The organism is Aeromonas sp. R10-1 (assembly GCF_040908465.1).
GTDB classification, from domain to species: domain Bacteria; phylum Pseudomonadota; class Gammaproteobacteria; order Enterobacterales; family Aeromonadaceae; genus Aeromonas; species Aeromonas caviae.
This window is the reverse complement of the sequence record NZ_JBFODT010000039.1, coordinates 117,132-143,329: the sequence shown is the minus strand read 5'-3', so window position 1 is coordinate 143,329 and position 26,198 is coordinate 117,132. Positions and strand designations below refer to the sequence as shown.

The window sequence follows — 26,198 nt, the reverse complement described above, 5'->3', positions numbered from 1 at the left end:
ATGAATGTTCATCGGCTGAGATAGGTCCGGATCATGGCCACCGGGCTCTCGGCCTTGGGCGCGGTGCGCACTTCCATGTCCAGCGCCCTGAAGTTGCTGTCCGCCGTGGCGACGCCGCGATAGCGCCAGTACCAGGTCTGCCCGGCCATCTCCTCGTCCCCTTCCACCCAGCTGTCTCCCGGCCACTTGCCTTCGAGCTTCTGCTGCACCAGCTGATTCTCCACCACCCAGGTCGCCAGGGTCTTCTGCTCCAGATAATTGAGGCCGGCCAGGTGTTCGCTCGCGGTCTTCATCACCGCCAGCCCGGCGATGGCAAACACCGCCAGGGCCACCATGACCTCCAGCAGCGTCATGCCACGCCCCCGGGCGGGGCCGCCCGACAGAGCGGTGCGACGCGCTAGAACGCCCCCTGCGGGCCTGGCGCTCCTCACTCTTCTTCCTCTTCATCCTGCAACAGGGAGAGACGACCGAACTCGTCCCCCCTGACGGTGCGCAGATAGTGCAGCTCCTCGTCCTGCTGGCTCAGGGTCAGCACGAAGGGAGAGAGCTCTCCCCCCGGGAAGACCAGGATCTGGGGTGTCCGCTCGCGCTCGTCCCGACCCTGCTCCTGGCGTTCGTCCGACGCAGAGCGCCAGTTGAAACCCTCCAGCTCCACCGCCAGGGTCATCCCCTCCGGCAACGTCACCGGCCCCAGCAACTTGTCACCGGTCAGGGCGCGCCACTTGCGATCCTTGGGATCCCGGGACATAAACTGCCAGCCGTTCTCCTCGACCCGCAGCCCCAGCAGCCTGCCATCCATGACCGAATACTCCTGGGCCTGCTGCAGGGTCGCCATGAAGCGGCGCGCCTGCTTGTCGAGCTCCCGATCCCCCCTGGCCCCCCCCATGCTGAGGGTGACGGCGGTCGCCACCAGTCCCATCAGCATGGCCACCAGCAACACTTCCAGCAGGGTAAAACCGGCCTGGTGACTGGCCCAAGAGGCCACCTTCATTCAGGCAGCCCCGGGGTGGCGCAGTGAACACGACGCGGCGGAATCACTTATTGGAAGTCCTTCAGGTTCCAGTTGCCGATGTCGTCATCGGTCCCGGCTTCGCCGTCCATCCCCATGGAGAAGATGTCGATCTTGCCAAACTGGCCCGGGCTCAGCAGCTGGTACTGGTTGCCCCAGGGATCCTGCGGCAGGCGCTTGATGTAGCCCCCTTCACGGTAGCTGCGCGGCTCAGGGGATGCGGTCGGCTTGTTGACCAGGGCATCCAGCCCCTGCTCGGTGGTCGGGTAGCGGTTGTTGTCCAGCTTGTACATGTCGAGAGCGTTTTCCAGCGCCACTATGTCGGAGACCGCTTTTTGCTGATCCGCCTTCTCCTTGTTGCCCATCAGGTTGGGCACCACCAGGCTGGCCAGGATCCCCAGGATCACGATGACCACCATCACTTCCAGCAGGGTAAAACCCGATTGACGACGCTTTTGCATGACTGACTCCCTCACGAAATGAGATGGCATTAGCCATCAACGATTAACTGTTAAACCACGATCGTTCGATTGAATTTGCAGGTTCGAATGGCGAAGCCTATTCGGGCACCCGACCCTCACAGATTCACCATATTGTTGAGCTCTAGGATCGGCTGCAGGATCGACATCACGATAAACAGCACCACCCCCGCCATGGAGACCACCAGCATGGGCTCGAACACCCCGAGGGCGATGTTCACCTGGGTTTCGAACTCCCTGTCCTGGTTGTCCGCCGCCCGCTCCAGCATGCTGTCGAGCTCGCCGCTCTGCTCGCCCGAGGCGATCATGTGCAGCATCATGGGCGGAAAAATTCTGGTTTCATCCAGCGACTTGCGCAGGCTGGTCCCCTCCCGCACCCGCTCGGTGGCCTCACCGATGCGCATGCGGGCATAGTCGTTGGAGAGCACTTCGCCGGCGATCTTCATTCCCTCCAGCAGGGGGACGGCGCTGGCGTTGAGGATGCTCAGAGTGCGGGCAAAGCGGGCGGTGTTGAGACCGCGGCTGACCCGGCCGATCACCGGCAGGCGCAGTATCACCTGGTGCCAGCGACGACGGCGCTTGTCGTCGGTCAGCCACCAGCGCCAGATCAGGCCGCCAATGCCAAGGAGCAGCAGGAACCAGAGGCCGTAGTGCTGCAACAGCTCGCTGGTGCCAATGAGGAAGCGGGTGGTACCCGGCAGTTGCTGGCCCATGTGTTCGAACTGGGCCACCACCTTGGGCACCACGGCGGTGAGCAGTATGGAGATGACCCCCACCGCCACCAGGGTGAGAACGATGGGATAGATCATCGCCTGCAGCAGCTTGGTGCGCATGTGCTGGCGCTGCTCTGTGTAATCGGCGAGACGGTTGAGCACCTTCTCCAGGTGACCGGACTTCTCGCCGGCCGCCACCATGGAGCGGAACAGCTGGTCGAACACATGGGGGAAGGCCCCCAGCGAATCGGCCAGGGAATACCCCTCCACCACCTTGCTGCGCACCGTCGCCACCAGGCTGCGCAGGTGGGCCTTCTCGCACTGCTCGGCGACCGCCTTGAGCGCCTCTTCGATGGTGAGACCGGCCCCCACCAGGGTCGCCAGCTGGCGGGTGATGAGGGCCAGTTCTGCGGTGGAGGCGCCACGGCGAAACAGCACGAAGCGGTTCGCCTCCCGCTTGGCCTTCTCGGTGGTCTCGTTCACCTCGAGAGGGGTCAGCCCCTGCTCGCGCAGCAACTGGCGCACCTGGCGGGCGGAATCCCCTTCCAGCACGCCGCTCTTGTTGCGCCCCTTGCCGTCGAGGGCCTTGTATTCAAATGCCGCCATCTCAGTCTTCCCGGGTCACGCGCAGCACCTCTTCGAGGCTGGTCTGCCCCTTGAGCACCTTGTCGATGCCGTCGCGGCGGATGCTGGGGGTGTGACCCCGGATCAGCCGCTCGATGGCGAGCTCGCCGCTGGCGCTGTGGATCGCCTCGCGCACCGCCTCGTCCACCACCACCAGCTCGTGGATGCCGGTCCGGCCGCGATAGCCGGTGTGGTTGCACTGCTCGCAGCCCACCGGACGCCAGATCTGCTGATCCGGCGCAAGCTCGATGCCCATGGCCAGACGCTCCTGCTCGGTGACAGGGTGCGGTGCGCGGCAATCCGGGCAGAGGGTGCGCACCAGCCGCTGGGCCAGTACCGCCAGGAGCGACGAGGAGAGCAGGAAGGGCTCAATCCCCATGTCCCGCATTCGGGTAATGGCGCCGATGGCGGTGTTGGTGTGCAGGGTCGACATCACCAGGTGACCGGTGAGGGATGCCTGCACCGCGATCTGGGCGGTCTCGAGGTCACGGATTTCCCCCACCATCACCACATCCGGATCCTGGCGCAGAATGGCGCGCAGGCCCCGGGCGAAGGTCATGTCCACCTTGCTGTTGACCTGGGTCTGGCCCACCCCTTCGAGGTCATATTCGATGGGGTCTTCGACGGTCAGGATGTTGCGATCCCGGGAGTTGATCTCCGAGAGGGCCGCATAAAGGGTGGTGGACTTGCCCGAACCGGTCGGGCCCGTCACCAGGATGATGCCGTGGGGCTTGCGAATGAGTTCGCTGATGATGTTGCGGTTGGCCAGCGTCATGCCGAGCTGCTTGAGCTCGAGGCGCACGTTGTTCTTGTCGAGCAGTCGCAATACCACCCGCTCGCCGTAGCTGGAGGGCATGGTGGAGACCCGCACGTCGACGGCGCGGCCGCCGATGCGCAGTGAGATGCGGCCATCCTGGGGCACCCGCTTCTCGGCGATGTCCATGCGCGACATGACCTTGATGCGCGACACCAGCAGGGAGGCGAGTTTGCGATGGGGGCGCAGGATCTCCCGCAGCACCCCATCGATGCGAAAACGGATCACCAGGGCCCGCTCGAAGGTCTCGATGTGGATGTCGGACGCCTCCTCTTTTATCGCCTCGCTCAACATGGCATTGATGAGGCGAATGATGGGGGCGTCGTCGTCAGCATCCAGCAGATCCTCGCTCTGGGGCAGCTCTTCGGCCAGGGCAAAGAAGTCCATCTCGTTGCCGAGATCCTCCATCAGCTGACGCGCCTCGGAGGAGTCACGCTGATAGTGGGCCATCAGGAGCGTCTCGAACTCGTCGTTGCCAAGCTGCTCCACCGCGAAGGCACAGCCCGCCACCCGCCGCACCTCCAGCAGGGTCTGGGGGGAGATCCCCTGACGACAGAGCAGCACCGGGGCACCCTGGCGCTCGGTCAGGATGGCCCCGAAGTTGCGGGCAAACGCGAACGGCAGTTCCGGCAGGGGAGCCGGCAGCTCGCTGCCATCGAGCTGATAGGCGGCCATCAGGGCTTGCTCTGCACGAAGGGCTGCTCCTGCACCTGGGCGCGCACGCCGGTGGCGGTCGCCTGCTGCTGGGCCTGCATTCTCTGGATCTGCTGCTGCACCTCGGGGGACATCATCACGTCCTGGCCATAGGCGGGCAGCACCTGGCGAGCCGGCGAGGTAGCATAGCCCTCTTCCGCAGCCCGGCTCAGCTGTTCGGCCCTGAACAGGGTGTACTTGTTGCTGGAGACCCCGGAGTAGACATTGGCGTCACGCAATATGGTCGGGCGGATGAAGACCATCAGGTTGCGCTTGGCGGTGGAGGTCTTGGAGGAACGGAACAGGTAACCCAGCACCGGAATGTCCCCGAGCAGGGGCACCTTGGAGATCTGCTCCTGGGTCTGTTCGTCCATCAGGCCGCCCAGCACCACTGTCTCGCCGCTCTTGACCAGCACGGCGTTCTTCACGGTGCGAGTATCGAAGGTGGGGCCCAGGTTGGCGGTCCCGGTCGCCTGCTTCTGTGCCACGCTGGAGACTTCCTGCTCGATGTTGAGCAGCACGGAATCTCCTTCGTTGATCTGGGGCGTCACCACCAGCTTGGTCCCCACCGTCTTGCGCTCTATGGTGTTGAACACCTGATCGCTGGTGGTGGAGCTCTGGGAGCCGCTCTGCACCGGCACTTCCTGACCGACGTTGAAGGAGGCCTCCTTGTTGTCCATGGTGACGATGCTCGGGGTGGAGAGGATGTCGTTCTTGCTGTTGGTGGAGAGCGCCGTCACCAGCGCCGCCCAGTCTCCGTGATAGAAGCCTGCCGCCATGCCGCTGAAGCTGCCCGCCAGGGATGACAGGCCGTCGGTGTTACCGTTGTCTTTGTAATCCTTGGCGGCGATGGCCAGGGAGCCGATGGGCAGACCGGTGTCGGTGAACTGGGTGCCGCCGCCATTGGTGTTGGCCCACTGCACCCCGAGGTTCATGCCGTCACCATCCGATATCTCGACGATGATGGCCTCCACCAGCACCTGGGCACGACGAATGTCGAGCTTGGCGATGACCTGCTCCAGCTCGGCCATCACGTCCGGCTGGGCGGTGATCACCAGGGCATTGGTGGTCTCGTCGGCGGAGATGGCGAGCTGGCCGCCGCCGATGCTGGCGCCGCCCGTGGCCGTGGCAGCCGCCCCGCCCTTCTTGTCGGCGGCGATGCTGGAGCTGACCCCCTTGAGGACGTCCACCAGATCCTTGGCCTTGCCATATTTCAGGTAAAAGACCCGGGTGTTGCCCTGGCTCTGCAGATCCCGGTCGAGCTGGCGCACCATCTGGATGATGCGGGCACGGGCCTTGGGCTCGCCGCTGATGACCACGGAGTTGGTGCGCTCGTCGGCCACCACCTTGGGGGAGAGCAGCAGCGAGGCGTTGCCCCCCTGATTGCTGCCATCCTTGTTGAGGTTGGTCACCAGCCGCACCATCTCGCCGGCGGAGGCGAATTTGAGCTTGATGACGTCCATGTCCTGATCCCCCGCCTTGTCCACCCGGCGAACCACCTCCACCAGGCGGTTGACCACGGCGGCGCGGCCGGTGATGAGCAGCACGTTGGAGGGCTCGTAGTGGACCACGTTGCCGCCGCCGGCGTTGTCGTTGAGCTGACGCAGCAGGGGGGCCAGTTCACGGACCGAGACATTGCGCACCGGCACGACCCGGGTCACCATCTCGTCACCCACGCCGGGGTTGGTGTCATCCACCACGGGGATGGCCGAGGTCTTGGCATCCTTGGAGCGCACTACCTTGAGCACGCCGTTGTTCATGGGCACCACGGCAAAGCCGTAAACGTCGAGCACGCTCAGGAAGAACTGGTAGTACTGCTCCTCGTTGAGCAGGTCATAGCTGCGCACGTTGATCTTGCCGCGTACCGATGGCTCTATGATGATGGTTTTGTTCAGGTTCTTGCCGACCGTGTTGATGAACTCCTCGATGTCGGCGTTCTTGAAACTGGCGGAATACTCGGTGGCCCAGGCAGAACCGGCCATCATCAAGGCTGCCGCCATGGTGGCCAGACGCCAGCCCTTCCCTTTATTTGTCATTCTTGGTGCTACTCCAATTCATTATTCTGACAAGCCGACATAGACGTCGTAGAGCTGTCCTTGCCGCTCGACGGTGACGGTCATTTCCGTGGCGCCCGCCACCTGCTGCATCGCCTGCATGGCCTGGGCGTTGTCACGCAGATCCAGGCCGTTGATGCTGACCGCCAGATCGTTGGCGACCAGTCCGAGTTGATTGAACAGTTCCGGATTGCGACCCGGGTTGAGGCGATAGCCGGTCATGCGACCGTCCACCCGGACCGGAGAAATATTGAGGTAATCGGTGATCTTGCCCGGGTTGCCCAGCAGTTCACTGCGCACGGAGGAGAGCCCCTCCTGGCGGGCCGGTTTGGGCAGGGGCTTGCCATACTCTTCCCCGTCCAGCATCAGGGTCTCGTCACGGCCGTCCCGGGCGATGATGACCCGATCGGCAAACACCTGGCGTATCCTGGCCTGGGTACCGTCGATGTAGTCCCCGATGCCGTAAGAGTTCTGTGTCCCGTTGTGGGCGATGATGGCGATGGACTTGGCGGGATCCGAGCTTGCCAGCACCCCGTTGAGCTGGGCATTGAGCTGGGTTTTCGGGGCATCCGCCGCCACCGTCTCTGCCGCCTTGTCCGCCTGGGGTTGCAGCGCCTTGCCAAAGAGAGAGAGGCGGCTGAGGTTGCCAAGATCGAGGCGATCGCCGCCACTCCCCTGCACCGAGGTGACCGAGGGTTGCCAGGGGGTCAGGGGAACGGGCTGGGCCAGTTCGTAAAGGCGCCAGGTGAGCACGGCGCACTGCTGGGCCAGCAACAGCAGCAGAAGCCAGAACAGGGGCTGGCTGAAACGGGAAAGTGGCATGGCCTTGCAGCGAGCCAGAAGGGAAGTCAACAAATCATCCCTGAACGGTAGCGTCATCTTTCTCAAAATTGTCTGGCATCCAAGTCGGTTGGCTATTGTGTACGGCAATGGACCCAGAGACAACCGACCGGATGGGACCAAGGGGTGAAAATTCAGTTTCCGTCACACCCGGATGCCCCCTGTTTCTATCCCGGGGCCCGCCTCTGGTATAATCAGGCACCTTTTCAGCCATCCCGGAGCCGATCCATGTCGAATCCAGCACAAAGCAGCACTCAGGTCCGTCTCGACAAGTGGCTGTGGGCCGCCCGCTTTTACAAGACCCGCAGTCTGGCGCGGGATCAGATCGACGGCGGCAAGGTGCACTACAACGGCCAGCGCACCAAGCCGGGCAAGGCGGTCGAGGTCGGCGCCCTGGTGCGATTCTGGCAAGGCCAGGACGAGCGGGAGGTGCGGGTGCTCGAGGTGAGCGAGCAGCGCAAATCCGCCCCGCTGGCCCAGCAACTCTATGAAGAGACAGAGGCCAGCCTGAAGAAACGGGCCGAAAACAGCGAGGCCCGCCGCTTCAACAGCCAGTTTGCCCCAAGCCCGGAGCGCCGACCTGACAAGCAGGAGCGACGCCAGCTTATCCGGGTCAAGCAATCCTAATCCGCGTCTGTGGCCCCTTTATGACGACAGGTGGAGGAATTAGTTCCTAACCACCTGTTTAACAATGTGTTTATTTTTCCCCAAGAACATCCTAGGAAACCATGATGAGTAACCAAGACCTCCTGTATCGCTATCTGTTCGAAGAGTACGAAGTGCGTGGGGAGCTGGTCCAGCTAGATCGTACCTACCGCCACATCATCGACGCCCAGAACTACCCGGTACAGGTGCAGCACCTGCTGGGCGAGCTGCTGGTTGCCACCAGCCTGCTGACCGCTACCCTCAAGTTCGAAGGCTCCATCACGGTGCAGCTGCAGGGGGACGGTCCGGTGCGTCTGGCCGTCATCAACGGCGACAACAACCAGCAATTGCGCGGCGTGGCACGCTATGAAGGGGAACTGCCGACGGACGGCAAGCTGCAAAGCCTGATCGGCAACGGCCATCTGGTCATCACCATCACCCCCGATCAGGGAGAGCGCTATCAGGGCATCATCGCCCTGGAGGCCGACACCCTGGCGGCCTGCCTGGAGCACTACTTCGCCCAGTCCGAACAACTCGCCACCCGCCTCTGGATCCGCACCGGCCACCACGAGGGCGAGCCCCGTGCGGCGGGCATCCTGCTGCAGGAGCTGCCGGCCCAGAGCGAGGATCACAGCGAAGATTTCGACCACCTGGTCCAGCTCACCACCACCATCAAGGACGAAGAGTTGTTCGGTCTGGACGCGGAAGAGATCCTCTACCGCCTCTACCACCAGGACAAGGTACGGGTGTTCGATCCCCAGGCCATCGAGTTCCGCTGCACCTGCTCCCGCGCCCGTTGCGAAGGGGCCTTGCTGCAGATAGACAAGGAGGAAGCGGTATCCATGGTGCAGGAGCTCGGCAAGATCGACATGCACTGCGATTACTGCGGCGCCCACTACGAATTCGACGGGATAGACATCGAAACCCTGTTCAGCAGGGCTCCCGGTAATGATGCAAACCAGTTACACTAATCAAAGGCAGGCAAAACCCGCCTTTAACTTAAATAACAAAAAAATACCCTATTTTATAAAGTTTGATGGCGATCGCTAAAAACTACCACCTAGGTGGTAGCATGAACGTCAGATAGAACCCTACACACCTCTGAACCCAGGAGAATACAATGACAATCGTGGTAGAACCCACCCTGGCCCAACAACTGAAGCTGGACCAATACGGTATCAAAAACAGCCAGGAAATCGTTCGCAACCCCTCCTATGAGCAGCTTTTCGCTGAAGAGACCCGCTCAGACCTTGAGGGCTTCGAACGTGGCGTCGTCACCGAGCTTGGCGCCGTCAACGTCAACACCGGCATCTTCACCGGCCGCTCCCCTAAAGATAAATATATCGTCAAAGATGCCACTACCCAGGATACTGTATGGTGGTCTGACCAGGGTAAAAACGATAACAAGGCGATTACACCGGAAGTGTGGTCACATCTGAAAGGGCTGGTCACCAAACAGCTCTCCGGCAAGCGTCTGTTCGTGGTGGACGGCTTCTGCGGCGCCAACCCGGACACCCGCTTGGCGGTGCGCATCATCACCGAGGTGGCCTGGCAGGCGCACTTCGTGAAGAACATGTTCATCCGCCCGAGCGAAGAGGAGCTGAAGACCTTCAAACCGGACTTCGTGGTGATGAACGGTGCCAAGTGCACCAACCCGAACTGGAAGGAGCAGGGTCTCAACTCAGAGAACTTCGTCGCCTTCAACATGACCGAGAAGATGCAACTCATCGGCGGCACCTGGTACGGTGGCGAGATGAAGAAGGGCATGTTCTCCATGATGAACTACTTCCTGCCCCTGCGCGGCATCGCCTCCATGCACTGCTCCGCCAACGTGGGCAAGGATGGGGACGTGGCCATCTTCTTCGGCCTCTCCGGCACCGGCAAGACCACCCTCTCCACCGATCCCAAGCGTCAGCTGATCGGCGATGACGAGCACGGCTGGGATGATCACGGCGTGTTCAACTTCGAAGGGGGCTGCTACGCCAAGACCATCAAGCTCTCCGAAGAGGCCGAGCCGGACATCTACCACGCCATCCGCCGCGATGCGCTGCTGGAGAACGTGACCGTGGCCGCCGATGGCACCATCGACTTCGACGACGGTTCCCGCACCGAGAATACCCGGGTCTCCTACCCCATCTATCACATCGACAACATCGTCAAGCCGGTCTCCAAGGCAGGTCACGCCACCAAGGTGATCTTCCTGACCGCAGACGCCTTCGGTGTGCTGCCCCCGGTCGCCAAGCTGACCAAGGAGCAGACCAAGTACCACTTCCTGTCCGGCTTCACCGCCAAACTGGCCGGTACCGAGCGCGGCATCACAGAGCCGACCCCGACCTTCTCCTCCTGCTTCGGCGCGGCTTTCCTCAGCCTGCACCCGACCAAGTACGGCCAGGAGCTGGTGAAACGGATGGAAGCGGCAGGGGCTGAAGCCTATCTGGTCAACACCGGCTGGAACGGCACCGGCAAGCGGATCTCCATCAAGGATACCCGTGGCATCATCGACGCCATCCTGGATGGTTCCATCGAGAAGGCGCCGACCAAGGTACTGCCGGTGTTCAATCTGGAAGTGCCGACCGAGCTGCCGGGCGTCAACCCCGCCATCCTGGATCCGCGAGACACTTACGCCGACCAGGCCGAGTGGGATGCCAAGGCGGCCGATCTGGCCGGGCGCTTCATCAAGAACTTCGAGCGCTTCACCGACAACGACGAAGGCAAACGCCTGGTCGCGGCAGGCCCGCAGTTGTAAGAAACGCGCCTCGCGTCTCGCAATCCCGTACCGGTCAGCCCTGCTGGCCGGTATTTTTTTGGCCGATGCGCGGCATATGGCTCCCGCCAAGCCTTGCCTTGACGGCCCTTGCGCGTTAGATTCAGCCAAACTTTATACAATATACAATTTTGCAACCTGCCCGTGACCCCAGCATGACCCCACCTTACAAGACCCGAACCCAGATGGTGATGGAGAACCTCCGCGGCCGGATATTGCGTGGCGAGTTTGCAGCGGGCGCCCCCCTGCGCCAGGACGCCATCGCCAAGGAGCTGGCGGTGAGCCGTATCCCGGTACGGGAAGCCCTGATGCAACTGGAAGCCCAGGGGCTGGTGAAGTTCGAGGCCCATCGCGGCGCCGTGGTGACCATGCTGGATGCCTCGGCCATCGAGGAGCTCTTTTATTTGCGGGCACTGCTCGAAGCCGATACCCTGTTCCACGCCGTCGACCTGATGACGGAGGAGACCTTCGCCCAGGCGCAAGCCATCCTCGCCCAGTTTGATCTGGCGCTGGAGTCTGGCACCCAGATCGAACACTGGGCCGAGTTGAATCACCGCTTTCACGCCACCCTCTACCAGGCAGCCAATCGCCCCCAGGCACTGGAACTGATCGCCCAGATCAATCTGAGCTGCGACCGCTATGTGCGTTTCGAACTGCTGTTCGCCCAGGGCGGCGTGGACAAGGCCGAGCGGGAGCACGCCCGACTCCTTGAACTGTGCCGCGCCCGGCGCAAGCACGAAGCAGTGGTACTGCTCAAGCAACACATCGAGGCGGCAGGCCAGTCGATCAGACAGATCCTGGCAAGCGGCCACCATCAATGAACACTCACATCACCACAAGCTGGCAATAACGACATGAACCATTTCGAGATTATTGAAACCCGCGTCGCCCAGGTCAGGGCCACACTGGCCACGCTGGAGCTGGACGCCTTCATCGTTCCCCACGACGACGAGCATCTGGGGGAGTACATTCCCGCCTATGCCGAGCGGCTGGACTGGATCACGGGTTTCAACGGCTCCGCCGGGCTCGCCATCATCATGGCGCATCGGGCGGCCCTGTTCATCGACGGTCGTTATACCGTGCAGGCGCGCATGCAGGCGCCGGCCGAGCTGTTCGAGTTTCTCCACCTCAATGAAGACCCCCATGTGCAGTGGCTGGCGGAGCAGTTGCCCTCAGGCTCCCGGGTCGGTTTCGATGCCCGCCTGCACAGCCTGGCCTGGTATCAGAACGCCAACGCCGTGCTGGCCGATCACGGCATCGAGCTGGTGCGCATCGACGAGAACCCCATCGATCTGCACTGGAGCGATCGTCCCGCTCCGACCAAGAGCCCTGTCATCCTCTACAGCGAGGAGCTGGCGGGCCAGTCCAGCCAGGCCAAGCGCGAAATGCTGGCCAGCGATCTGCGCAAGCGCGGGCTGGATGCGGTACTGCTGACCCAGGCCGAGCCCATCAACTGGCTGCTCAACCTGCGTGGTCGCGACGTGGAACGCCTGCCGGTGGTGCTGGGCTTTGCGGTGCTCTACGCCAACACCACCATGGATTTCTTCGTCGATACCGACAAGATCGACTGCTTCGCCTTCAGCCAGCACGTGGGGCAGGATGTCTCCGTCTACCCCATCGACAAGCTGGGTGACGTGTTGCAGCGCATCGGCGAGGATCAGCAGAAGGTGCTGGCCGACCCCAACACCGCCAACGCCTGGACCCAGCTCGTGATGGAAGAGGCGGGCGCCATTCTGGTGGCCGGCCAGGATCCCACCATGCTGCCCAAGGCGTGCAAGAACCCTGTGGAGCTGGCCGGCATGCGTGCCGCCCACCTGCGCGATGGCGTTGCCGTCACCCGCTTCCTGGCCTGGCTGGATCGCCTGATCGCCAGCGGCGAGTTCGACGGTGTGGACGAAGGCACCCTGGCAGACCAGCTGGAAGCCTTCCGCCACGAGCAGGAGCACTATGTGGAGCCGAGCTTCGACACCATCTCGGCACTCGGCCCCAACGCCGCCATGTGCCACTACCGCCACACCAACGGTACCCCGCGCGCCTTCGGCCAGGACAGCATCTATCTGGTGGACTCCGGCGCCCAGTACCTGGACGGCACCACCGACATCACCCGCACCGTCAAGGTGGGTGAGGTAACCGACGAGCACAGAGCCATGTTTACCCGGGTACTGCAGGGTCATATTGCCCTGGATCAGGCCCGCTTCCCCCGCGGCACTGCCGGCATCCAGCTCGACGTGCTGGCCCGCATGCCCCTGTGGCAAGCCGGTTACAACTACGACCATGGCACCGGACACGGAGTCGGCCACTTCCTCAGCGTGCACGAAGGCCCGCAGCGCATCGCCCCCAAGGGCAGCCAGGTGGCCCTGCAGCCGGGCATGGTGCTCTCCAACGAGCCGGGCTACTACCGGGAAGATGCCTTCGGCATCCGCTGTGAAAACCTGGTGGTGGTGACCGAGCAGGAAGCCCGCGGCGAGCTCGCCATGCTGGGCTTCGAGCGACTGACCTATGTGCCGTTCGACATCCGCCTCATCGATCGCAGCCTGCTGAGTCCGGCGGAGTTCCGCTGGATCAACGAATACCATGCGGAGGTCTACCGCCGTCTGAGCCCGCTGCTGGAGGGCGAGGATCTCGCCTGGCTGGAGCAGGCGACCAGCCTCCTCTGATGACACAGGGCCTGCGGGCCCTGTTTCTTTATCTGCGGCATGCCACAAATGCCCCCCTTGCATCGACTCCCCGCCCCTTCTACCCTGTGCCTCCTTTTTGGCTGCCCCGCAGCAGAGACCCGATGAGAGGAGCCCCGATGCACTCGTCCCCCGTATTGCGCCTTGCCACCCACGCCGACATGCACGCCATCTGGCAGATAGATGCCGATGTCTTCGGCGAGGATGTCTACCCCGGTTTCTTCTTTCGCCAGGCCATGGATCTGTGGCCGGAACTGCTGGTCGTCGCGGAGCGGGAAGGCCGGCTGATGGGCTATGCCCTGGGGGGGCTTGGTCAGAATCGGTCGCAGGGATGGCTGCTCTCCCTCGCGGTACGCCCCGAAGCGCGCGGCTTCGGCCTTGCCGAACAAATGATGTTGCAGGTGGAGCAGGGACTGCTGAAACTGGAAGTTGAGCGGGTCAGGCTGACCGTTGATCCCGCCAATCCGGCCCAGCGCCTCTACTTCAGGCTGGGTTATCAGCAGTTGGCAGAAGAGAGAGGCTACTTCGGGCCGGGCGAGGATCGCCTGCTGCTGGAAAAAGCCCTGACTTGACCATCCACCACCGGCACGGGAGCCTTCCGGCCACATAATTGGTTACACTTTGCGGGTTTAATGCGCAATCTGGTTGGCGTAAAGTGCAATTCATCACCAGATTAATCCGATGCCCGCCCAGGAGGCCCATCATGTTCAAACGTATTGCTCTCGTCACCCTGCTGGCGGCCACCACCGCCATCACCGGCTGTGCCAACAGCGACGTCTACTCCGGCGATGTCTACACCAAGGATCGCGCCAAGCAGGTACAGACCGTCAGCTATGGCACCATCCTCTCCACCCGCCCCGTCAAGATCCAGGCCGATGAAAACTCCCTGATCGGCACCATTGGCGGTGCCGTGGTCGGCGGCCTGCTCGGCAGCACCATAGGCGGCGGTCGTGGCAGTGACATCGCGGCGGCCGGTGGCGCCATCGCGGGTGCGGCGGCCGGCAAGGCGGCAGGGGACAAACTCAACCAGGTTGACGGGGTCGAGCTCGAGATCAAGAAAGAGAACGGCGAATCCATCGTGGTGGTACAAAAGGCCAGCCCCACCTTTGTGCCTGGCGCCCGGGTCCGCATGACCCAGGGCAACGGCACCATCAACGTGGCCGTGGTGAACTGATAGCGCCGCTCAAGGTGCAACTGCCATGAAAAAGGTGAGCCCGGGCTCACCTTTTTGCGCTCTGCACCACAGAGGATTCACTCCCCCAGATGCAGCCAGGCCGCGATGGACAGCTGCAGGCCCACCAGGTCGGCATGGTGGAACAGGGCATGCAGTGATGCACGATCCCCGGCCACCTGCATCATCAGACGCTGTTGCGCATGCAGGTCGGCCAGCCAGGAGGGGGGCACCGTCAGCATGCCTGCCGCCTCGGCAACCAGGGATACCCCCTCGAGCAGGGCATGCAGCGCCCGTTGTTGTTCGCCAGCATCGTCACTCTCGAGCCAGAGCTGCTCATGATACTGCCATTGCTGCATACCCAGGGTAATGCTGGCCTTCTGACCTTTACCCTCAATCCTTTGCAGGGGCTGCACGGCCAGTGGCTTGCCAAGCCCAGCCAGCCTGTATCCGCGCTGCGCCTTGGACTGGGCACCCAGCCGCAATCCTCCCAGCGCCGCCAGCTTGCTCGCCAGGGTGAACAGGGCGCGGGCATCACCGGATTTCAGCTCCAGCTCCAGCTCGTCGATCCCGGTACGCCCCAGGGCACCGGCAATCTCCCCCTGATCCCAGGCCAGCTCGATCTCGGCATCTCCGAATGCGATCAGCCAGTGGCGGCGCAGGAAATCGGTGCTGAACTGGGCCACCAGACGGCTCTGGAGTTCATCGCGCACTGCCAGACTCGGCCAGATATCGGCAGGAAAGGCAGACAGGGTCGGAACGGTGCCCTCCACCGGGGCGTTGTACTCGGGTCTGGCGTGCAATCCGCCCACGACCTGCCCCCGGCACTTGATGGTCTGCTCGGAAAAATCATCGCTGCGACGAATGCGCAACCCCATCTCGAGCCCACGCAAACCCAGATCGGGCGTGTCGAAATAGACGTTGCCAAGAGCGGCTTGATTGGAAGAGATAATCTCTAGTGAATTCAGAATGTTGGAGAGGGATTCTTGAATATTGCTGGTGACGAAAAACTTTATCTCGATCTCAGTTTGCATAGTCATTCCGGGCTGGCGGGCAACTTTGGGGGGCATGTTCAGGGTCGCGAGGATATAATGCCAGCGACAGTTCACGATTAATTCACGGTTTTATTGATGGCACAGTTCGGTTACCATGCGCCCCTCATAAAATCGTATCGAGTGTTTTTTCACCGACACAGGTTTGGCCATGCCAGTAAATACTATTTTGGGTCTTTTTGCCAAGTCCCCCATCAAGCCGCTGCAGAAGCATATCGTCAAGGTTCACGTGTGCTGCGAACAGCTCATTCCCTTCTTTGATGCCGTTGCCGAAGACCGCTGGGAAGATGCCGAGAAGATCCGGCAACAGATCGCCCAGCTGGAAAAAGAAGCGGACATCCTCAAGCGCGAAATCCGCTTGAAACTCCCCCGCGGCCTGTTCCTGCCGGTCGCCCGTACCGATCTGCTGGAGCTCTTGACCCAGCAGGACAAGATTGCCAACCGTGCCAAGGATATTTCCGGTCGCATGCTTGGCCGCAAGATGGAATTCCCCACCGAGATGCGCGCCGATTTCATGGCCTATCTCAAACGCTGTATCGATGCGACCGCCCAAGCCGAAAAAGCCATCGGAGAACTCGATGAGCTGCTCGAAACCGGCTTTAAAGGACGTGAAGTTGAAATGGTTGCCGAGATGATCCACCAGCTGGATCTCATCGAGGACGATACTGACACCATGCAGATCGGACTGCGCCAACAGCTGCAAGCCGTTGAGCACAAATACAATCCGATCGACGTTATGTTCCTCTACAAGATCCTCGAATGGGTAGGTGACCTGGCTGATCAGGCAGAGCGCGTTGGCGCCCGTCTGGAATTGATGCTGGCTCGTTCGTAATCGACTGACTGGGTAAACACTACTAATGGACATTATCGCGAATTACGGCACCACCCTGGTGCTCGTGGCGGCCTTGTTCGGCTTTTTGATGGCCTGGGGCATTGGTGCGAACGACGTCGCCAACGCCATGGGCACATCGGTCGGCACCAAGTCCCTGACCATCCGTCAGGCGATCATCATCGCCATGATCTTTGAATTTGCCGGTGCCTATCTGGCCGGTGGCGAAGTGACGGCAACCATCCGCAGCGGCATCATCGACAGCAACGCCTTTGCCGACACGCCGGATCTGCTGGTGCTCGGCATGATCGCCTCCCTGCTGGCTGCGGGTCTATGGCTGATCTTGGCCTCCTATTTCGGCTGGCCCGTCTCCACCACCCACTCCATCATCGGCGCCATCGTGGGCTTCGCCGTGGTGAGCATCGGTCCGGAAGCGGTACAGTGGAACAAGTTTGGCGGCATCGTCGGCTCTTGGATCATCACGCCGGCCATCTCGGGCATCATCGCCTACTTCATGTTCATCAGCGTGCAGAAGCTCATCTTCAACACGGACAATCCCCTGGACAACGCCAAGCGCTATGTCCCCTTCTACATGTTCCTGACGTCGCTGGTCATCTGCCTGGTCACCATCAAGAAGGGGCTGACCCACGTCGGTCTGCACCTGAGCAATGGCGAAGGCGCGCTGCTCTCCGTCGCCATCTCCATCGCGGTGGCGTTTGCCGGCTGGATCTATATCCGCGGCCAGCAGTACAACCCGAAAGATGACAGCAAGATGCACTTCGCCAACGTGGAGAAGGTGTTCGGCATCCTGATGATCATCACCGCCTGCGCCATGGCCTTCGCCCATGGCTCCAACGACGTGGCCAACGCCATCGGTCCGCTCTCTGCAGTCGCCTCCATCGTGGCGGCCGGCGGCGAGATCGGCGGCAGCTCCCACATCGCCTGGTGGATCCTGCCCCTTGGCGGCATCGGCATCGTCATCGGTCTGGCCACCATGGGCGAGAAGGTGATGGCGACCGTCGGCACCGGCATCACCCACCTGACCCCGAGCCGCGGCTTCGCCGCCCAGCTGGCCACCGCCGCCACCGTGGTGATCGCCTCCGGCACCGGTCTGCCCATCTCCACCACCCAGACCCTGGTCGGTGCCGTCATGGGCGTCGGTCTGGCACGGGGCATCGCGGCGCTGAACCTGGGCGTGCTGCGCAACATCGTGGTCTCCTGGGTCATCACCCTGCCTGCGGGCGCCATCCTGGCCATCGCCATCTTCTACGTGCTGCAGGCCTGCTTCTCCTGAGCAGCCCACGCCGCACGACAAAAAGCCCGGGTCATTGACCCGGGCTTTTTATGCTTCGCCCATATCACGCCGTCGATTGAGCGTCGATCGGCTGCGGCGTTTACTCCTCGATGAAGGTCCACTCGTCGCGCACCCGGCTGATGGCATCGAGCCGCCGCTTGGCAAGCTGCTCGCGGATTGCCTCCCCCTTGAAGCCGGCCGCCACTATCTCCTTGACCGGCACAGCCTGCGCCGCCTCCAGGGCCTGAGCGACATAGTCCGGCTGACTGTAGACCTTCTCTTCGAAGCCGGTACGACCGTGGAAGTCGGCGCGACAGGCATCGAGCAGCTGGGCAAAGCGCTCCGGTCTGCGCCAGGCATCGGCCTTGTCGAATACCTTGAGCAGGGTCGCGGGCTTGAGCTCGAAGGCAATGTGGATATGGGTGTGCAGGTCGCTCACCAGCAGCGCCAGATCGCGACACTCGTTCGGCACCCGAAAGCGCTCGCAAAAATCCCGAATGAGCGGCAACCCCTTCTGGCCATGGCCATGATGGCTCGGCCAGAAGGCGGGCGGGGTCAGCCCCTTGCCAAAGTCGTGGCAGAGGGACGCGAAGCGCACGGTCAGTTCGGGGGAGAGACGGCATGCCTGCGCCAGCACCATCATGGTGTGGATGCCGGTGTCGATCTCCGGGTGCCATCTGGCAGGGGCCGGCACACCGAACAGGGCATCGAGCTCGGGGAAGAGCGCCTTGAGTGCGCCGCATTCGCGCAGCACCTCGAAGAAGATCTGGGGTGTCGGCCCCAGCAGCACTTTTTCCAGCTCCTTCCAGACCCGCTCCGGGGTCAGGTGGGCCAGCTCTCCAGCCTCCGTCATCTCGCGCATCAGCACCAGCGTCTCGGGGGCCACCACGAACCCCTGGGCATGGAAACGGGCGGCGAAGCGCGCCACCCGCAGGATGCGCAGGGGATCTTCGGCAAAGGCCGGTGAGACATGGCGCAGCAACCGCGCCTCCAGATCCTGCACGCCGCCGTAGGGATCGTGCAGTTGCCCGTCCTCATCTTCGGCGATGGCGTTGATGGTGAGATCCCGACGCAGCAGATCCTGCTCCAGCGTCACCTCGGGGGCGGCATGGCAGACGAAGCCGGTGTAACCCTGCCCCTGCTTGCGCTCGGTGCGCGCCAGGGCGTACTCCTGCTGGGTTTTCGGGTGAAGAAAGACTGGAAAGTCTCGGCCCACTTGGGTGAATCCGAGACCCAGCATCTGCTCCACCGTGGCGCCGACCACCAGGTGATCCCTGTCACCCTGGGGCAGTCCCAACAGGCGATCCCGTACCGCCCCTCCTACCAGATAAATCTGCACGCGCACTCTCCCTCGATAAACTTGCCCCGATGATACCGCTTTTGGCCAAGAGAGACGATGTGCCCCCACCGCACCGGGCTCGTCATCACTCGGCCGGGCGGCCGCTTTCCGTCATCGTCCTGGGTGAGTCAGCCCGTGGTTCGAGCCAGCTCCCCTTATGGTATCCGGGTCTTTGACATCCCTTTTGGGAGGCTTTAACCTGCCGCCCATAACAATGGAATGGATCCTTATGTACACACAGTTCTTCGGTCTGTCGGAGCCCCCGTTCTCCATCTCGCCCAACCCCAAATACCTCTATATGAGCGAGCGTCACGGGGAGGCCCTCGCCCACCTCAACTACGGGTTGCAGGACGGTGGTGGCTTCGTGCTGCTTACCGGGGAAGTGGGTACGGGAAAGACCACCGTCTCCCGCTGTCTGCTGCAGCAATTGCCCGCCGACACCGAGATCGCCTACATCCTCAATCCCTCTCTGACCGAGCGGGATCTGCTGGCCGCCATCTGCGACGAATTCCAGTTGCCCTACGGCGAAGAGGCCAGCCTCAAGCAATTGTTCGACCTTATCCGGGATCATCTGCTGGCGAATCTGGCGGCAGGCAAGCGCAGCGTGGTGCTGGTGGATGAAGCCCAGCACCTGCTGCCCGGCGTGCTGGAGCAGTTGCGACTGCTCACCAATCTGGAGACAGACGAGAAGAAACTGCTGCAGGTGGTGCTCATCGGCCAGCCCGAGCTGCAACAGATGCTGCGCCAGCCCCTGCTGCGCCAGCTGGCGCAGCGGATCACCGCCCGCTATCACCTGCTGCCGCTGTCGCGCCAGGATGTGGATGCCTACGTCCGCTTCCGGTTGCAGGTGGCAGGCTGCGTCCAGCCCATCTTCACCCCCAGGGCCATCCAGACCCTGCATCGCCTCTCCGGGGGCATTCCCCGCCTCATCAACCTCATCTGCGACCGCGCCCTCATCGCCGCCTTCGCCCGTGGCAGCCACAAGATAGTGCACGGGGACATCAGCCAGTCCGCGTATGAGGTGAGCGGCATTCGCGACGAGGGGAGCTGGCAATCCGGCCTCACGGTCGCCCTGGTGGGCGCCCTGCTGGTCGCCACCGGCTGGTGGGGCTGGCAATTCTTTGGATTCTTCCCAGCCCGCCCCCTGGTCAAGGTCGAGGTACCGGTCAAGGTGGATGACACGCCGGAGCAGCAGGCCCAGCTGACCCGCGCCATCAATCAGGCGCTGGAGCCGGACGTCGCCATGCAGAATCTCTACAAGGTATGGGGCTACCAGGCCGAGCTGGAGGAGGCAACCTGCGACAATGCCCCCCGTGCGGGCCTGCGCTGCCAGGAGGGAGAAGCCTCCCTGACGCAATTGCAGGCTCTGCAATACCCGGCCCTCATCAGTCTCACCGACGAGACCGGCGGCCTCTATTACGCCACCCTGGTCAGCCTGGGGGCGGACAAGGCTTCCCTGCTCATCGGCAACCAGAGCTGGCAGGTGGACAGGCAGTGGCTCTCCGACGCCTGGGGCGGCAGCTACACCCTGCTCTGGCGCATGCCCAGGGGCAACGTGCCCCTGATAGCGAGCAATGCCGGGGCTGCCCAGGTGCAGTGGCTGGACAACGCCCTTAGCCGCGCCATGCAGCAACCCGATCGCAAGGTGAGCCGCTTCGATGCCACCCTCAAGAACAAGCTGCAACAGTTCCAGCGCGAGCAGGGACTGACCCCGGACGGCATCGCCGGCAGCAACACCCTGCTGCGGCTGAATGTGGCCTCCGGCGAACCCATGCCCAGGCTGGAGGATGAATCCCTGCGAGCCAGCACGCCGGTCGATCTCGACAGCGTGGCGGATGATGAGACGGATCCCATGGTCGAGGAGGCCTCCTGATGTCCACCCTGCTCAAGGCACTGCGCCGGGCCGACCAGCCCCAGTTCACCCCCCATATGCCGCTCATGGGTCTGCCCGTGAGCCAGGAAGAGGAGCCCAACCGCCGCTGGATCTGGTGGGCCCTGGTGCCCCTGGCCCTGGTGATGGGCGCCGCCGCCAACTATGGCTGGCACCTCTATCACCTCAAACCCGTGGAACAGCAGGTCGAAGTGAAGGAAGTGGTGACTCCTCCCTTCGTGCGGGTCGAACCCAGGCCCATGATCACCCGGCCGCTGCCGCCCCCCCTGCCGGAGCCAGTGGTCGCTCCAAGACCTGCCGCAACCCCGGCTGCGACTACCGCAAACCAGGGGGGACAGAGTCTGGCAGAACGGCTAATGGCCGCCCTCAACAACACGCCGCTGGTGGAAGAGAGTGCGCCCCAAGCTCAGGTCCAGACCAGTGCCATCCCCCTCGGCGCCCTGGCCCCGGCCCTGAAACAGCAGGTACCGTCCCTGACCTATGGTGCCCACAACTACTCCTCCGACCCTGCCAAGCGGGCCGTGGTGCTCAATGGACGGGAGTGGCGCGAGGGCAATGAAATCGCCTCCGGCGTCATCCTGGCAGCCATCGCCCAGGACTACATCGTCCTGCAGGTCGGCGGCCAGTATGCCAGCCTCAAGGCGCTGCAAGACTGGCGCGGCTGATCTGCCGGCATCCGGTGGCCCTCCCCCGGGAGGGTCACCGCCCATTCTGAGGGAGCCCGAGAGCTCCCCTTTTTAATCAATAACCTACACTCGACCTTTGCCATGCGCCGGGTCGGGGATCGCCCTCCTGATGGCGGGCGGACTTATCATCAGAACATGAGCACACTGTGAGCCACTCAGACAACACCACTTTCGCCACCCGCATTCTGGACTGGTACCAGATCCACGGCCGCAAGACCCTGCCCTGGCAGCAGGACAAAACCCCCTACCGGGTCTGGGTCTCCGAGATCATGCTGCAACAGACCCAGGTTGCCACTGTCATCCCCTATTACGAGCGGTTCATGGCCCGCTTCCCCGACGTGCTGGCCCTGGCCAACGCCCCCATCGACGAGGTGCTGCATCACTGGACCGGGCTTGGCTACTACGCGCGCGCGCGCAACCTGCACAAGGCTGCCCAGCAGATCCGCGATCTGCACGGCGGCCTCTTTCCGGAACAACTGGAAGAGGTGATGGCCCTGCCCGGCATCGGTCGCTCCACCGCCGGGGCCGTGCTCTCCCTTTCTCTGGGCCAGCCCCACGCCATCCTGGATGGCAACGTGAAGCGGGTACTCACCCGCTGGCTGGCGCTGGCGGGCTGGCCGGGCCAGAAGCAGGTCGAGCACGATCTCTGGGAGCTGGCGACCCGCCTCACCCCGCGCGTCGGGGTGGCCCAGTACAACCAGGCCATGATGGACATGGGGGCCACCGTCTGCACCCGCAGCAAGCCCGCCTGCGAGCGCTGCCCGGTGCAGGCCGATTGCCAGGGGCTGTCGCAGGGCAACCCCACCGCCTACCCTCACAGCAAGCCGAAGAAGAGCATTCCGGCACGCAACGGCATTATGCTGATCATCCGCCACGGCGATCAGCTGCTGCTGGAGAAGCGTCCGCCGCAAGGGATCTGGGGCGGGCTTTACTGCTTCCCGCAGGTGGAATCCCTCACCGAGGTGACCGGACGACTGCGGGAGTTGGGGCTGGAGGATGCCGCCTATCAGGAGCTCGCTGGATTTCGTCACACTTTCAGCCACTTCCACCTCGATATCCGCCCTTTGCTGATCGAAATGGCTGTTCCGCCCGCCCCCCTGCTCATGGAAGCGGATACCCGACTCTGGTATAACTTACGCCATCCTGCCGAGGTGGGATTGGCGGCGGCCACGGCCCGTCTGCTCGCCTACCCGGACTTACAACCAGACTTGCAACCACAGAGGTCAACATGAGCCGTACCGTATTTTGCCTGCGCCTGAAGAAAGAAGCGCCGGGTCTCGATTTCCAACTCTACCCCGGTGAACTCGGCAAGCGGATCTTCGACAACATCAGCAAGGAAGCCTGGACCGAGTGGCAGAAGAAGCAGGTCATGCTGATCAACGAGAAGAAGCTGAACATGATGAATCTCGAGCACCGCCAGTTGCTGGAAAAAGAGATGGTCAGCTATCTGTTCGACGCGGGTGAAGTCCAGATCGACGGCTACACCCCTCCCAGCCAGTGAGCGGGAATCGAGTCAAAGGGCCAGCGTCCCCCTGAGTCGTCGACATGCCGCAGGGTGACACCAATCCTGGCTCAGGCCAGTCAGTGACGGGCGGCCCCACCGCCCGGTTTGAGGATCTTATGGGTCGTTTTTTTGGGCTGCTGTGCGCCCTGCTGTTTCTCTCTGCCTGTTCATCCACACCCCAGACCAGCGGGAGTGGCGATGATGATCTGGTCAACGGCAAGGACGTGCGCGGTTTTGAACACATGATCAGTGCGCTCTCCCATAACGTGAACGAGATATGGGGGCGCGAGGCGCTGTTCGCGGGCAAGTTTGACTACGTCAAATACACGGATCAGTACAAGAGCCGCGCCCACATCGATTTCTCCAGCGGTCACATCATGGTGGAGACCGTCTCGGGTCTGGATCCCCGTGCCCACCTGCGTCGCGCCATCATCGAAACCCTGCTGACCCCGGACGATCCGGCAGAAGTCGACCTCTATTCCGACCGTGAGATCATGCCAGGTGGCGAGCCCTTCCTCTATGGCCAGGTGCTGGACAACCAGGGACAAGCGATCCGCTCCAGCTGGCGTGCAGAGCGTTATGCCGACTATCTGATCGCCAACGCGATGAAGAAGCGCACCCTCGGGATCCGCAACATCTTCTTCATCGACATACCCATGGTGGCCAACCACGAAGACAGGCGCGGCTACAAATACGCCAGCATCATCCGCGATGCCTCCCGCAAGTACGGGGTCGCCGAGAGTCTCATCTACGCGGTGATCAAGACCGAGAGCAGCTTCAACCCCTATGCGGTCAGCCACGCCAACGCCTATGGCCTGATGCAGGTGATCCCGGCTACCGCTGGGCGGGATGTCTATGTGAGGGTCAAGGGCAAGGATGGCCAGCCGACCAGGGAAGATCTGTTCAATCCGGCCTACAACATCGATGTGGGGACCGCCTACCTGCACCTGCTGCAGACCGTCTATCTGGCGGATATCCAGGATCCCCAGTCCCGCCGCTATGCGGTGATCTCCGCCTACAACGGTGGTGCGGGAGGGGTGCTCAACACCTTCTCCAACGATCGCAAGGCGGCCCCCGGCATGATCAACCGCCTCTCCCCCGAGGCCGTCTATCAGGTGCTGACCGAACAGCATCCCAAGGCAGAGGCTCGCCGCTATCTCTACAAGGTCAATCAGGCCGAGAAGGGGTTCAAGCGAACCGTCGCAAGCCGGGCTGGCTGATGGCATGCAAGAAGGGCGCTCCTGGAGCGCCCTTCCCATTTACTGTGGCCTGAAAACTTACTTGGCGATGAAGCCACCCTTGCTCAGGGGCGCTGCCCCCACCTTCTCCAGGTGTTCCACCTCGACTTCGGTCTTGTTCCAGCTGTGGTCCACCTCGCCGCGCACGCGGATCAGATCGTCAGGGCCCACCTCGGTACCGCGCCACACGTCACCATCCACCTCCACTTCCACCTCGCCGCTGTCGTCACGGAACAGGTAGTTTTCGCCACCCAGGTGTTTGACCAGTTTGCCTTCCAGGGTCACCCACTGATCATCGGCCACGCCTTTCAACTGGGCGACCGATACCTTGTTCTGCTCCTTGGGGCCGGTGTAGGCCGCCATGGCGAAGGAAGAGACGGACATCAGGGCCACCAGGGCGATTGCTTTTGCATTGTTCATTTCATGCTCCTGTCTTTGCGGTATGAGGGCATCTTGCCCGGGGGCGCGTGAAACAAACGTGAAGCCTCCCCATTCAGGGAGGAGTGATGTGATCGCAAGCGATTAAATGGCCACGGCATGCTGCAATGATGTATTCGAGTGGATACCTTTTCACCTGGCCATGCGGGTTCCCAGCCCGCCGCCATCGAGGAACAGCCCGCAGGCCCGCCCTGCCCCATCCATGAGAACAGCTACATGAACAAATGGCTTTTGTGTTTATTGGGACTCTTCGCCCTCACGGCCCATGCCGCCGAGACGCGTCCCCCCTTCTCCCGCATCGTGATGTTCGGCGACAGCCTCTCCGATACCGGCAAGATGTACGACAAGATGCGCGGTTACCTCCCCTCCAGCCCGCCCTACCATCAGGGCCGCTTCTCCAACGGCCCGGTCTGGCTGGAGCAGCTCAACCAGCACTTCCCGGGCCTCGCCATCGCCAACGAGGCGGAAGGGGGCGCCACTGCCGTGGCCTACAACAAGATCTCCTGGAATCCCAAGTATCAGGTCATCAACAACCTGGACTACGAGGTGACCCAGTTCCTGCAAAAGGATGGCTTCAAGCCCGACGATCTGGTGATCCTCTGGGTCGGTGCCAACGATTACCTGGCCTATGGCTGGAACACCGAGCAGGATGCCAAGCGGGTGCGCGACGCCATCAGCGATGCGGCCAACCGCATGGTATTGAACGGTGCCAGGCAGATTCTGTTGTTCAACCTGCCTGATCTGGGCCAGAACCCCTCGGCCCGCAGCCAGAAAGTGGTCGAGGCAGCCAGCCATGTCTCCGCCTACCACAACCAGCTGCTGCTGAACCTGGCACGCCAGCTGGCCCCCACCGGCATGGTGAAATTGTTCGAGATCGACAAGCAGTTCGCCGAGATGCTGCGCGAGCCGCAGAACTTCGGCCTGAGCGACACCGAACACGCCTGCTATGGCGGCGGCTATGTGTGGAAGCCGTTTGCCTCCCGCAGCGCCGCCACCGACAGTCGGCTGGCCCCCTTCAATCCCGAGGAGCGCCTTGCCATCGCCGGCAACCCCCTGCTGGCTCAGGCCGTCGCAACGCCCATGGCGCGCCGCAGTGCGGGCGAGCTGAACTGTGAAGGCAAGATGTTCTGGGACCAGGTCCACCCCACCACAGTGGTACACGCCGCCCTGAGCGAGCGGGCTGCCGCCTTCATCGAACAGGAGTACGAATTCCTCCCTCGATAACGGAGGCCATCCTGCCAGGGCCGGCGCTTCGCCGGCCCTCTTGCCGACAAGGGCAAGCAACCCCATATGACACCCATCACAGATTCGAGTCACGGTTCCCCGGCGGTCTTCTGTCTCCACTATGATGCAGATGGATATCACAATATGTTTTATATCAGTTGCTTGTAGATCGAGAAAAGCGAGCTACGTTTAAACGTGTTGTGGTCGAACACAGGCCCAACC

Annotated in this window: 25 protein-coding genes; 15 read left to right on the top strand and 10 right to left on the bottom strand. The window is 62.6% G+C overall.

What is annotated here, in order from left to right:
• Positions 1-8: 8 nt before the first annotated feature.
• The 7 genes from exeI to exeC all read right to left on the bottom strand — a co-directional run bounded on the left by exeI (position 9) and on the right by exeC (position 7,241).
• Positions 9-353: a GspI family T2SS minor pseudopilin variant ExeI gene (gene exeI / locus AB5Y93_RS20210; protein ID WP_039040586.1), complete on the bottom strand. Its 345-nt coding sequence runs from the start codon at positions 351-353 to the stop codon at positions 9-11.
• 74 nt (positions 354-427) lie between these two features.
• Positions 428-991: a GspH family T2SS minor pseudopilin variant ExeH gene (gene exeH, locus AB5Y93_RS20205; protein WP_368230297.1), complete on the bottom strand. Its 564-nt coding sequence runs from the start codon at positions 989-991 to the stop codon at positions 428-430.
• 47 nt (positions 992-1,038) lie between these two features.
• On the bottom strand, positions 1,039-1,470 hold the full coding sequence (exeG, locus tag AB5Y93_RS20200) for a GspG family T2SS major pseudopilin variant ExeG (RefSeq protein ID WP_010675723.1): 432 nt from the start codon (positions 1,468-1,470) through the stop codon (positions 1,039-1,041).
• A gap of 116 nt (positions 1,471-1,586) precedes the next feature.
• The gene (exeF, locus tag AB5Y93_RS20195) at positions 1,587-2,807 is read right to left on the bottom strand and encodes a GspF family T2SS innner membrane protein variant ExeF (RefSeq protein ID WP_039040588.1); all 1,221 of its coding nucleotides are present in this window, start codon (positions 2,805-2,807) and stop codon (positions 1,587-1,589) included.
• Position 2,808: 1 nt separating this feature from the next.
• Positions 2,809-4,314 (bottom strand): GspE family T2SS ATPase variant ExeE, encoded by a 1,506-nt coding sequence (gene exeE, locus AB5Y93_RS20190; protein ID WP_041211720.1) that lies wholly within the window; start codon positions 4,312-4,314, stop codon positions 2,809-2,811.
• Positions 4,314-6,368 (bottom strand): GspD family T2SS secretin variant ExeD, encoded by a 2,055-nt coding sequence (gene exeD / locus AB5Y93_RS20185; RefSeq protein ID WP_368230295.1) that lies wholly within the window; start codon positions 6,366-6,368, stop codon positions 4,314-4,316. The genes exeE and exeD overlap by 1 nt, the downstream gene beginning before the upstream one ends.
• A 21-nt stretch (positions 6,369-6,389) precedes the next feature.
• Positions 6,390-7,241 (bottom strand): GspC family type II secretion system variant ExeC, encoded by an 852-nt coding sequence (gene exeC / locus AB5Y93_RS20180; RefSeq protein WP_273545668.1) that lies wholly within the window; start codon positions 7,239-7,241, stop codon positions 6,390-6,392.
• Between the two features lie 213 nt (positions 7,242-7,454).
• Between exeC and hslR the strand changes: the two genes are divergently transcribed.
• The 7 genes from hslR (at position 7,455) to AB5Y93_RS20145 (ending at position 14,484) form a co-directional block, all read left to right on the top strand.
• Positions 7,455-7,853, top strand: a complete 399-nt coding sequence (hslR, locus tag AB5Y93_RS20175) for a ribosome-associated heat shock protein Hsp15 (RefSeq protein ID WP_010675728.1) — start codon at positions 7,455-7,457, stop codon at positions 7,851-7,853.
• Between the two features lie 104 nt (positions 7,854-7,957).
• On the top strand, positions 7,958-8,842 hold the full coding sequence (gene hslO, locus AB5Y93_RS20170) for an Hsp33 family molecular chaperone HslO (RefSeq protein ID WP_010675729.1): 885 nt from the start codon (positions 7,958-7,960) through the stop codon (positions 8,840-8,842).
• A gap of 149 nt (positions 8,843-8,991) precedes the next feature.
• Complete coding sequence (pckA, locus tag AB5Y93_RS20165; RefSeq protein ID WP_010675730.1) at positions 8,992-10,617, top strand: phosphoenolpyruvate carboxykinase (ATP); 1,626 nt, start codon at positions 8,992-8,994, stop codon at positions 10,615-10,617.
• Between the two features lie 173 nt (positions 10,618-10,790).
• Positions 10,791-11,456, top strand: coding sequence for a GntR family transcriptional regulator (locus AB5Y93_RS20160; protein ID WP_029314822.1), 666 nt, complete (start codon positions 10,791-10,793; stop codon positions 11,454-11,456).
• 33 nt (positions 11,457-11,489) lie between these two features.
• Complete coding sequence (locus tag AB5Y93_RS20155) at positions 11,490-13,292, top strand: aminopeptidase P family protein (RefSeq protein WP_368230293.1); 1,803 nt, start codon at positions 11,490-11,492, stop codon at positions 13,290-13,292.
• Between the two features lie 137 nt (positions 13,293-13,429).
• Positions 13,430-13,882: a GNAT family N-acetyltransferase gene (locus tag AB5Y93_RS20150; protein ID WP_368230291.1), complete on the top strand. Its 453-nt coding sequence runs from the start codon at positions 13,430-13,432 to the stop codon at positions 13,880-13,882.
• Between the two features lie 131 nt (positions 13,883-14,013).
• The gene (locus tag AB5Y93_RS20145; RefSeq protein ID WP_010675734.1) at positions 14,014-14,484 is read left to right on the top strand and encodes a glycine zipper 2TM domain-containing protein; all 471 of its coding nucleotides are present in this window, start codon (positions 14,014-14,016) and stop codon (positions 14,482-14,484) included.
• 77 nt (positions 14,485-14,561) lie between these two features.
• Here the strand turns inward: AB5Y93_RS20145 and AB5Y93_RS20140 are convergent, their stop codons facing one another.
• Complete coding sequence (locus tag AB5Y93_RS20140; RefSeq protein WP_368230289.1) at positions 14,562-15,515, bottom strand: inorganic triphosphatase; 954 nt, start codon at positions 15,513-15,515, stop codon at positions 14,562-14,564.
• A gap of 169 nt (positions 15,516-15,684) precedes the next feature.
• Between AB5Y93_RS20140 and AB5Y93_RS20135 the strand changes: the two genes are divergently transcribed.
• Together AB5Y93_RS20135 and AB5Y93_RS20130 are read left to right on the top strand one after the other, a co-directional pair.
• A complete protein-coding gene (locus tag AB5Y93_RS20135; protein WP_010675736.1) occupies positions 15,685-16,365 on the top strand; it encodes a TIGR00153 family protein in 681 nt (226 codons plus the stop codon).
• 25 nt (positions 16,366-16,390) lie between these two features.
• Positions 16,391-17,656, top strand: coding sequence for an inorganic phosphate transporter (locus tag AB5Y93_RS20130; RefSeq protein WP_069784272.1), 1,266 nt, complete (start codon positions 16,391-16,393; stop codon positions 17,654-17,656).
• Positions 17,657-17,756: 100 nt separating this feature from the next.
• Here the strand turns inward: AB5Y93_RS20130 and AB5Y93_RS20125 are convergent, their stop codons facing one another.
• Positions 17,757-18,995, bottom strand: coding sequence for a multifunctional CCA addition/repair protein (locus AB5Y93_RS20125; RefSeq protein WP_368230287.1), 1,239 nt, complete (start codon positions 18,993-18,995; stop codon positions 17,757-17,759).
• A 229-nt stretch (positions 18,996-19,224) separates the two neighbouring features.
• On the opposite strand from AB5Y93_RS20125, the gene AB5Y93_RS20120 reads away from it, so the two are divergent.
• From AB5Y93_RS20120 to mltC, 5 genes are all read left to right on the top strand, one after another.
• Positions 19,225-20,868, top strand: coding sequence for an ExeA family protein (locus AB5Y93_RS20120; RefSeq protein ID WP_069784273.1), 1,644 nt, complete (start codon positions 19,225-19,227; stop codon positions 20,866-20,868).
• Positions 20,868-21,551, top strand: a complete 684-nt coding sequence (exeB, locus tag AB5Y93_RS20115) for a GspB family T2SS assembly factor variant ExeB (RefSeq protein ID WP_368230285.1) — start codon at positions 20,868-20,870, stop codon at positions 21,549-21,551. Before AB5Y93_RS20120 ends, exeB begins: the two co-directional genes overlap by 1 nt.
• Positions 21,552-21,718: 167 nt before the next feature.
• On the top strand, positions 21,719-22,804 hold the full coding sequence (gene mutY / locus AB5Y93_RS20110) for an A/G-specific adenine glycosylase (protein WP_042014850.1): 1,086 nt from the start codon (positions 21,719-21,721) through the stop codon (positions 22,802-22,804).
• Positions 22,801-23,073, top strand: a complete 273-nt coding sequence (locus AB5Y93_RS20105; protein WP_010675742.1) for an oxidative damage protection protein — start codon at positions 22,801-22,803, stop codon at positions 23,071-23,073. Before mutY ends, AB5Y93_RS20105 begins: the two co-directional genes overlap by 4 nt.
• Before the next feature lie 119 nt (positions 23,074-23,192).
• On the top strand, positions 23,193-24,296 hold the full coding sequence (mltC, locus tag AB5Y93_RS20100; RefSeq protein ID WP_010675743.1) for a membrane-bound lytic murein transglycosylase MltC: 1,104 nt from the start codon (positions 23,193-23,195) through the stop codon (positions 24,294-24,296).
• Between the two features lie 57 nt (positions 24,297-24,353).
• Here the strand turns inward: mltC and AB5Y93_RS20095 are convergent, their stop codons facing one another.
• Positions 24,354-24,734, bottom strand: a complete 381-nt coding sequence (locus AB5Y93_RS20095; protein ID WP_368230283.1) for a YgiW/YdeI family stress tolerance OB fold protein — start codon at positions 24,732-24,734, stop codon at positions 24,354-24,356.
• A gap of 234 nt (positions 24,735-24,968) precedes the next feature.
• On the opposite strand from AB5Y93_RS20095, the gene AB5Y93_RS20090 reads away from it, so the two are divergent.
• Positions 24,969-25,976: an SGNH/GDSL hydrolase family protein gene (locus tag AB5Y93_RS20090; protein ID WP_286701298.1), complete on the top strand. Its 1,008-nt coding sequence runs from the start codon at positions 24,969-24,971 to the stop codon at positions 25,974-25,976.
• Positions 25,977-26,198: the final 222 nt, after the last annotated feature.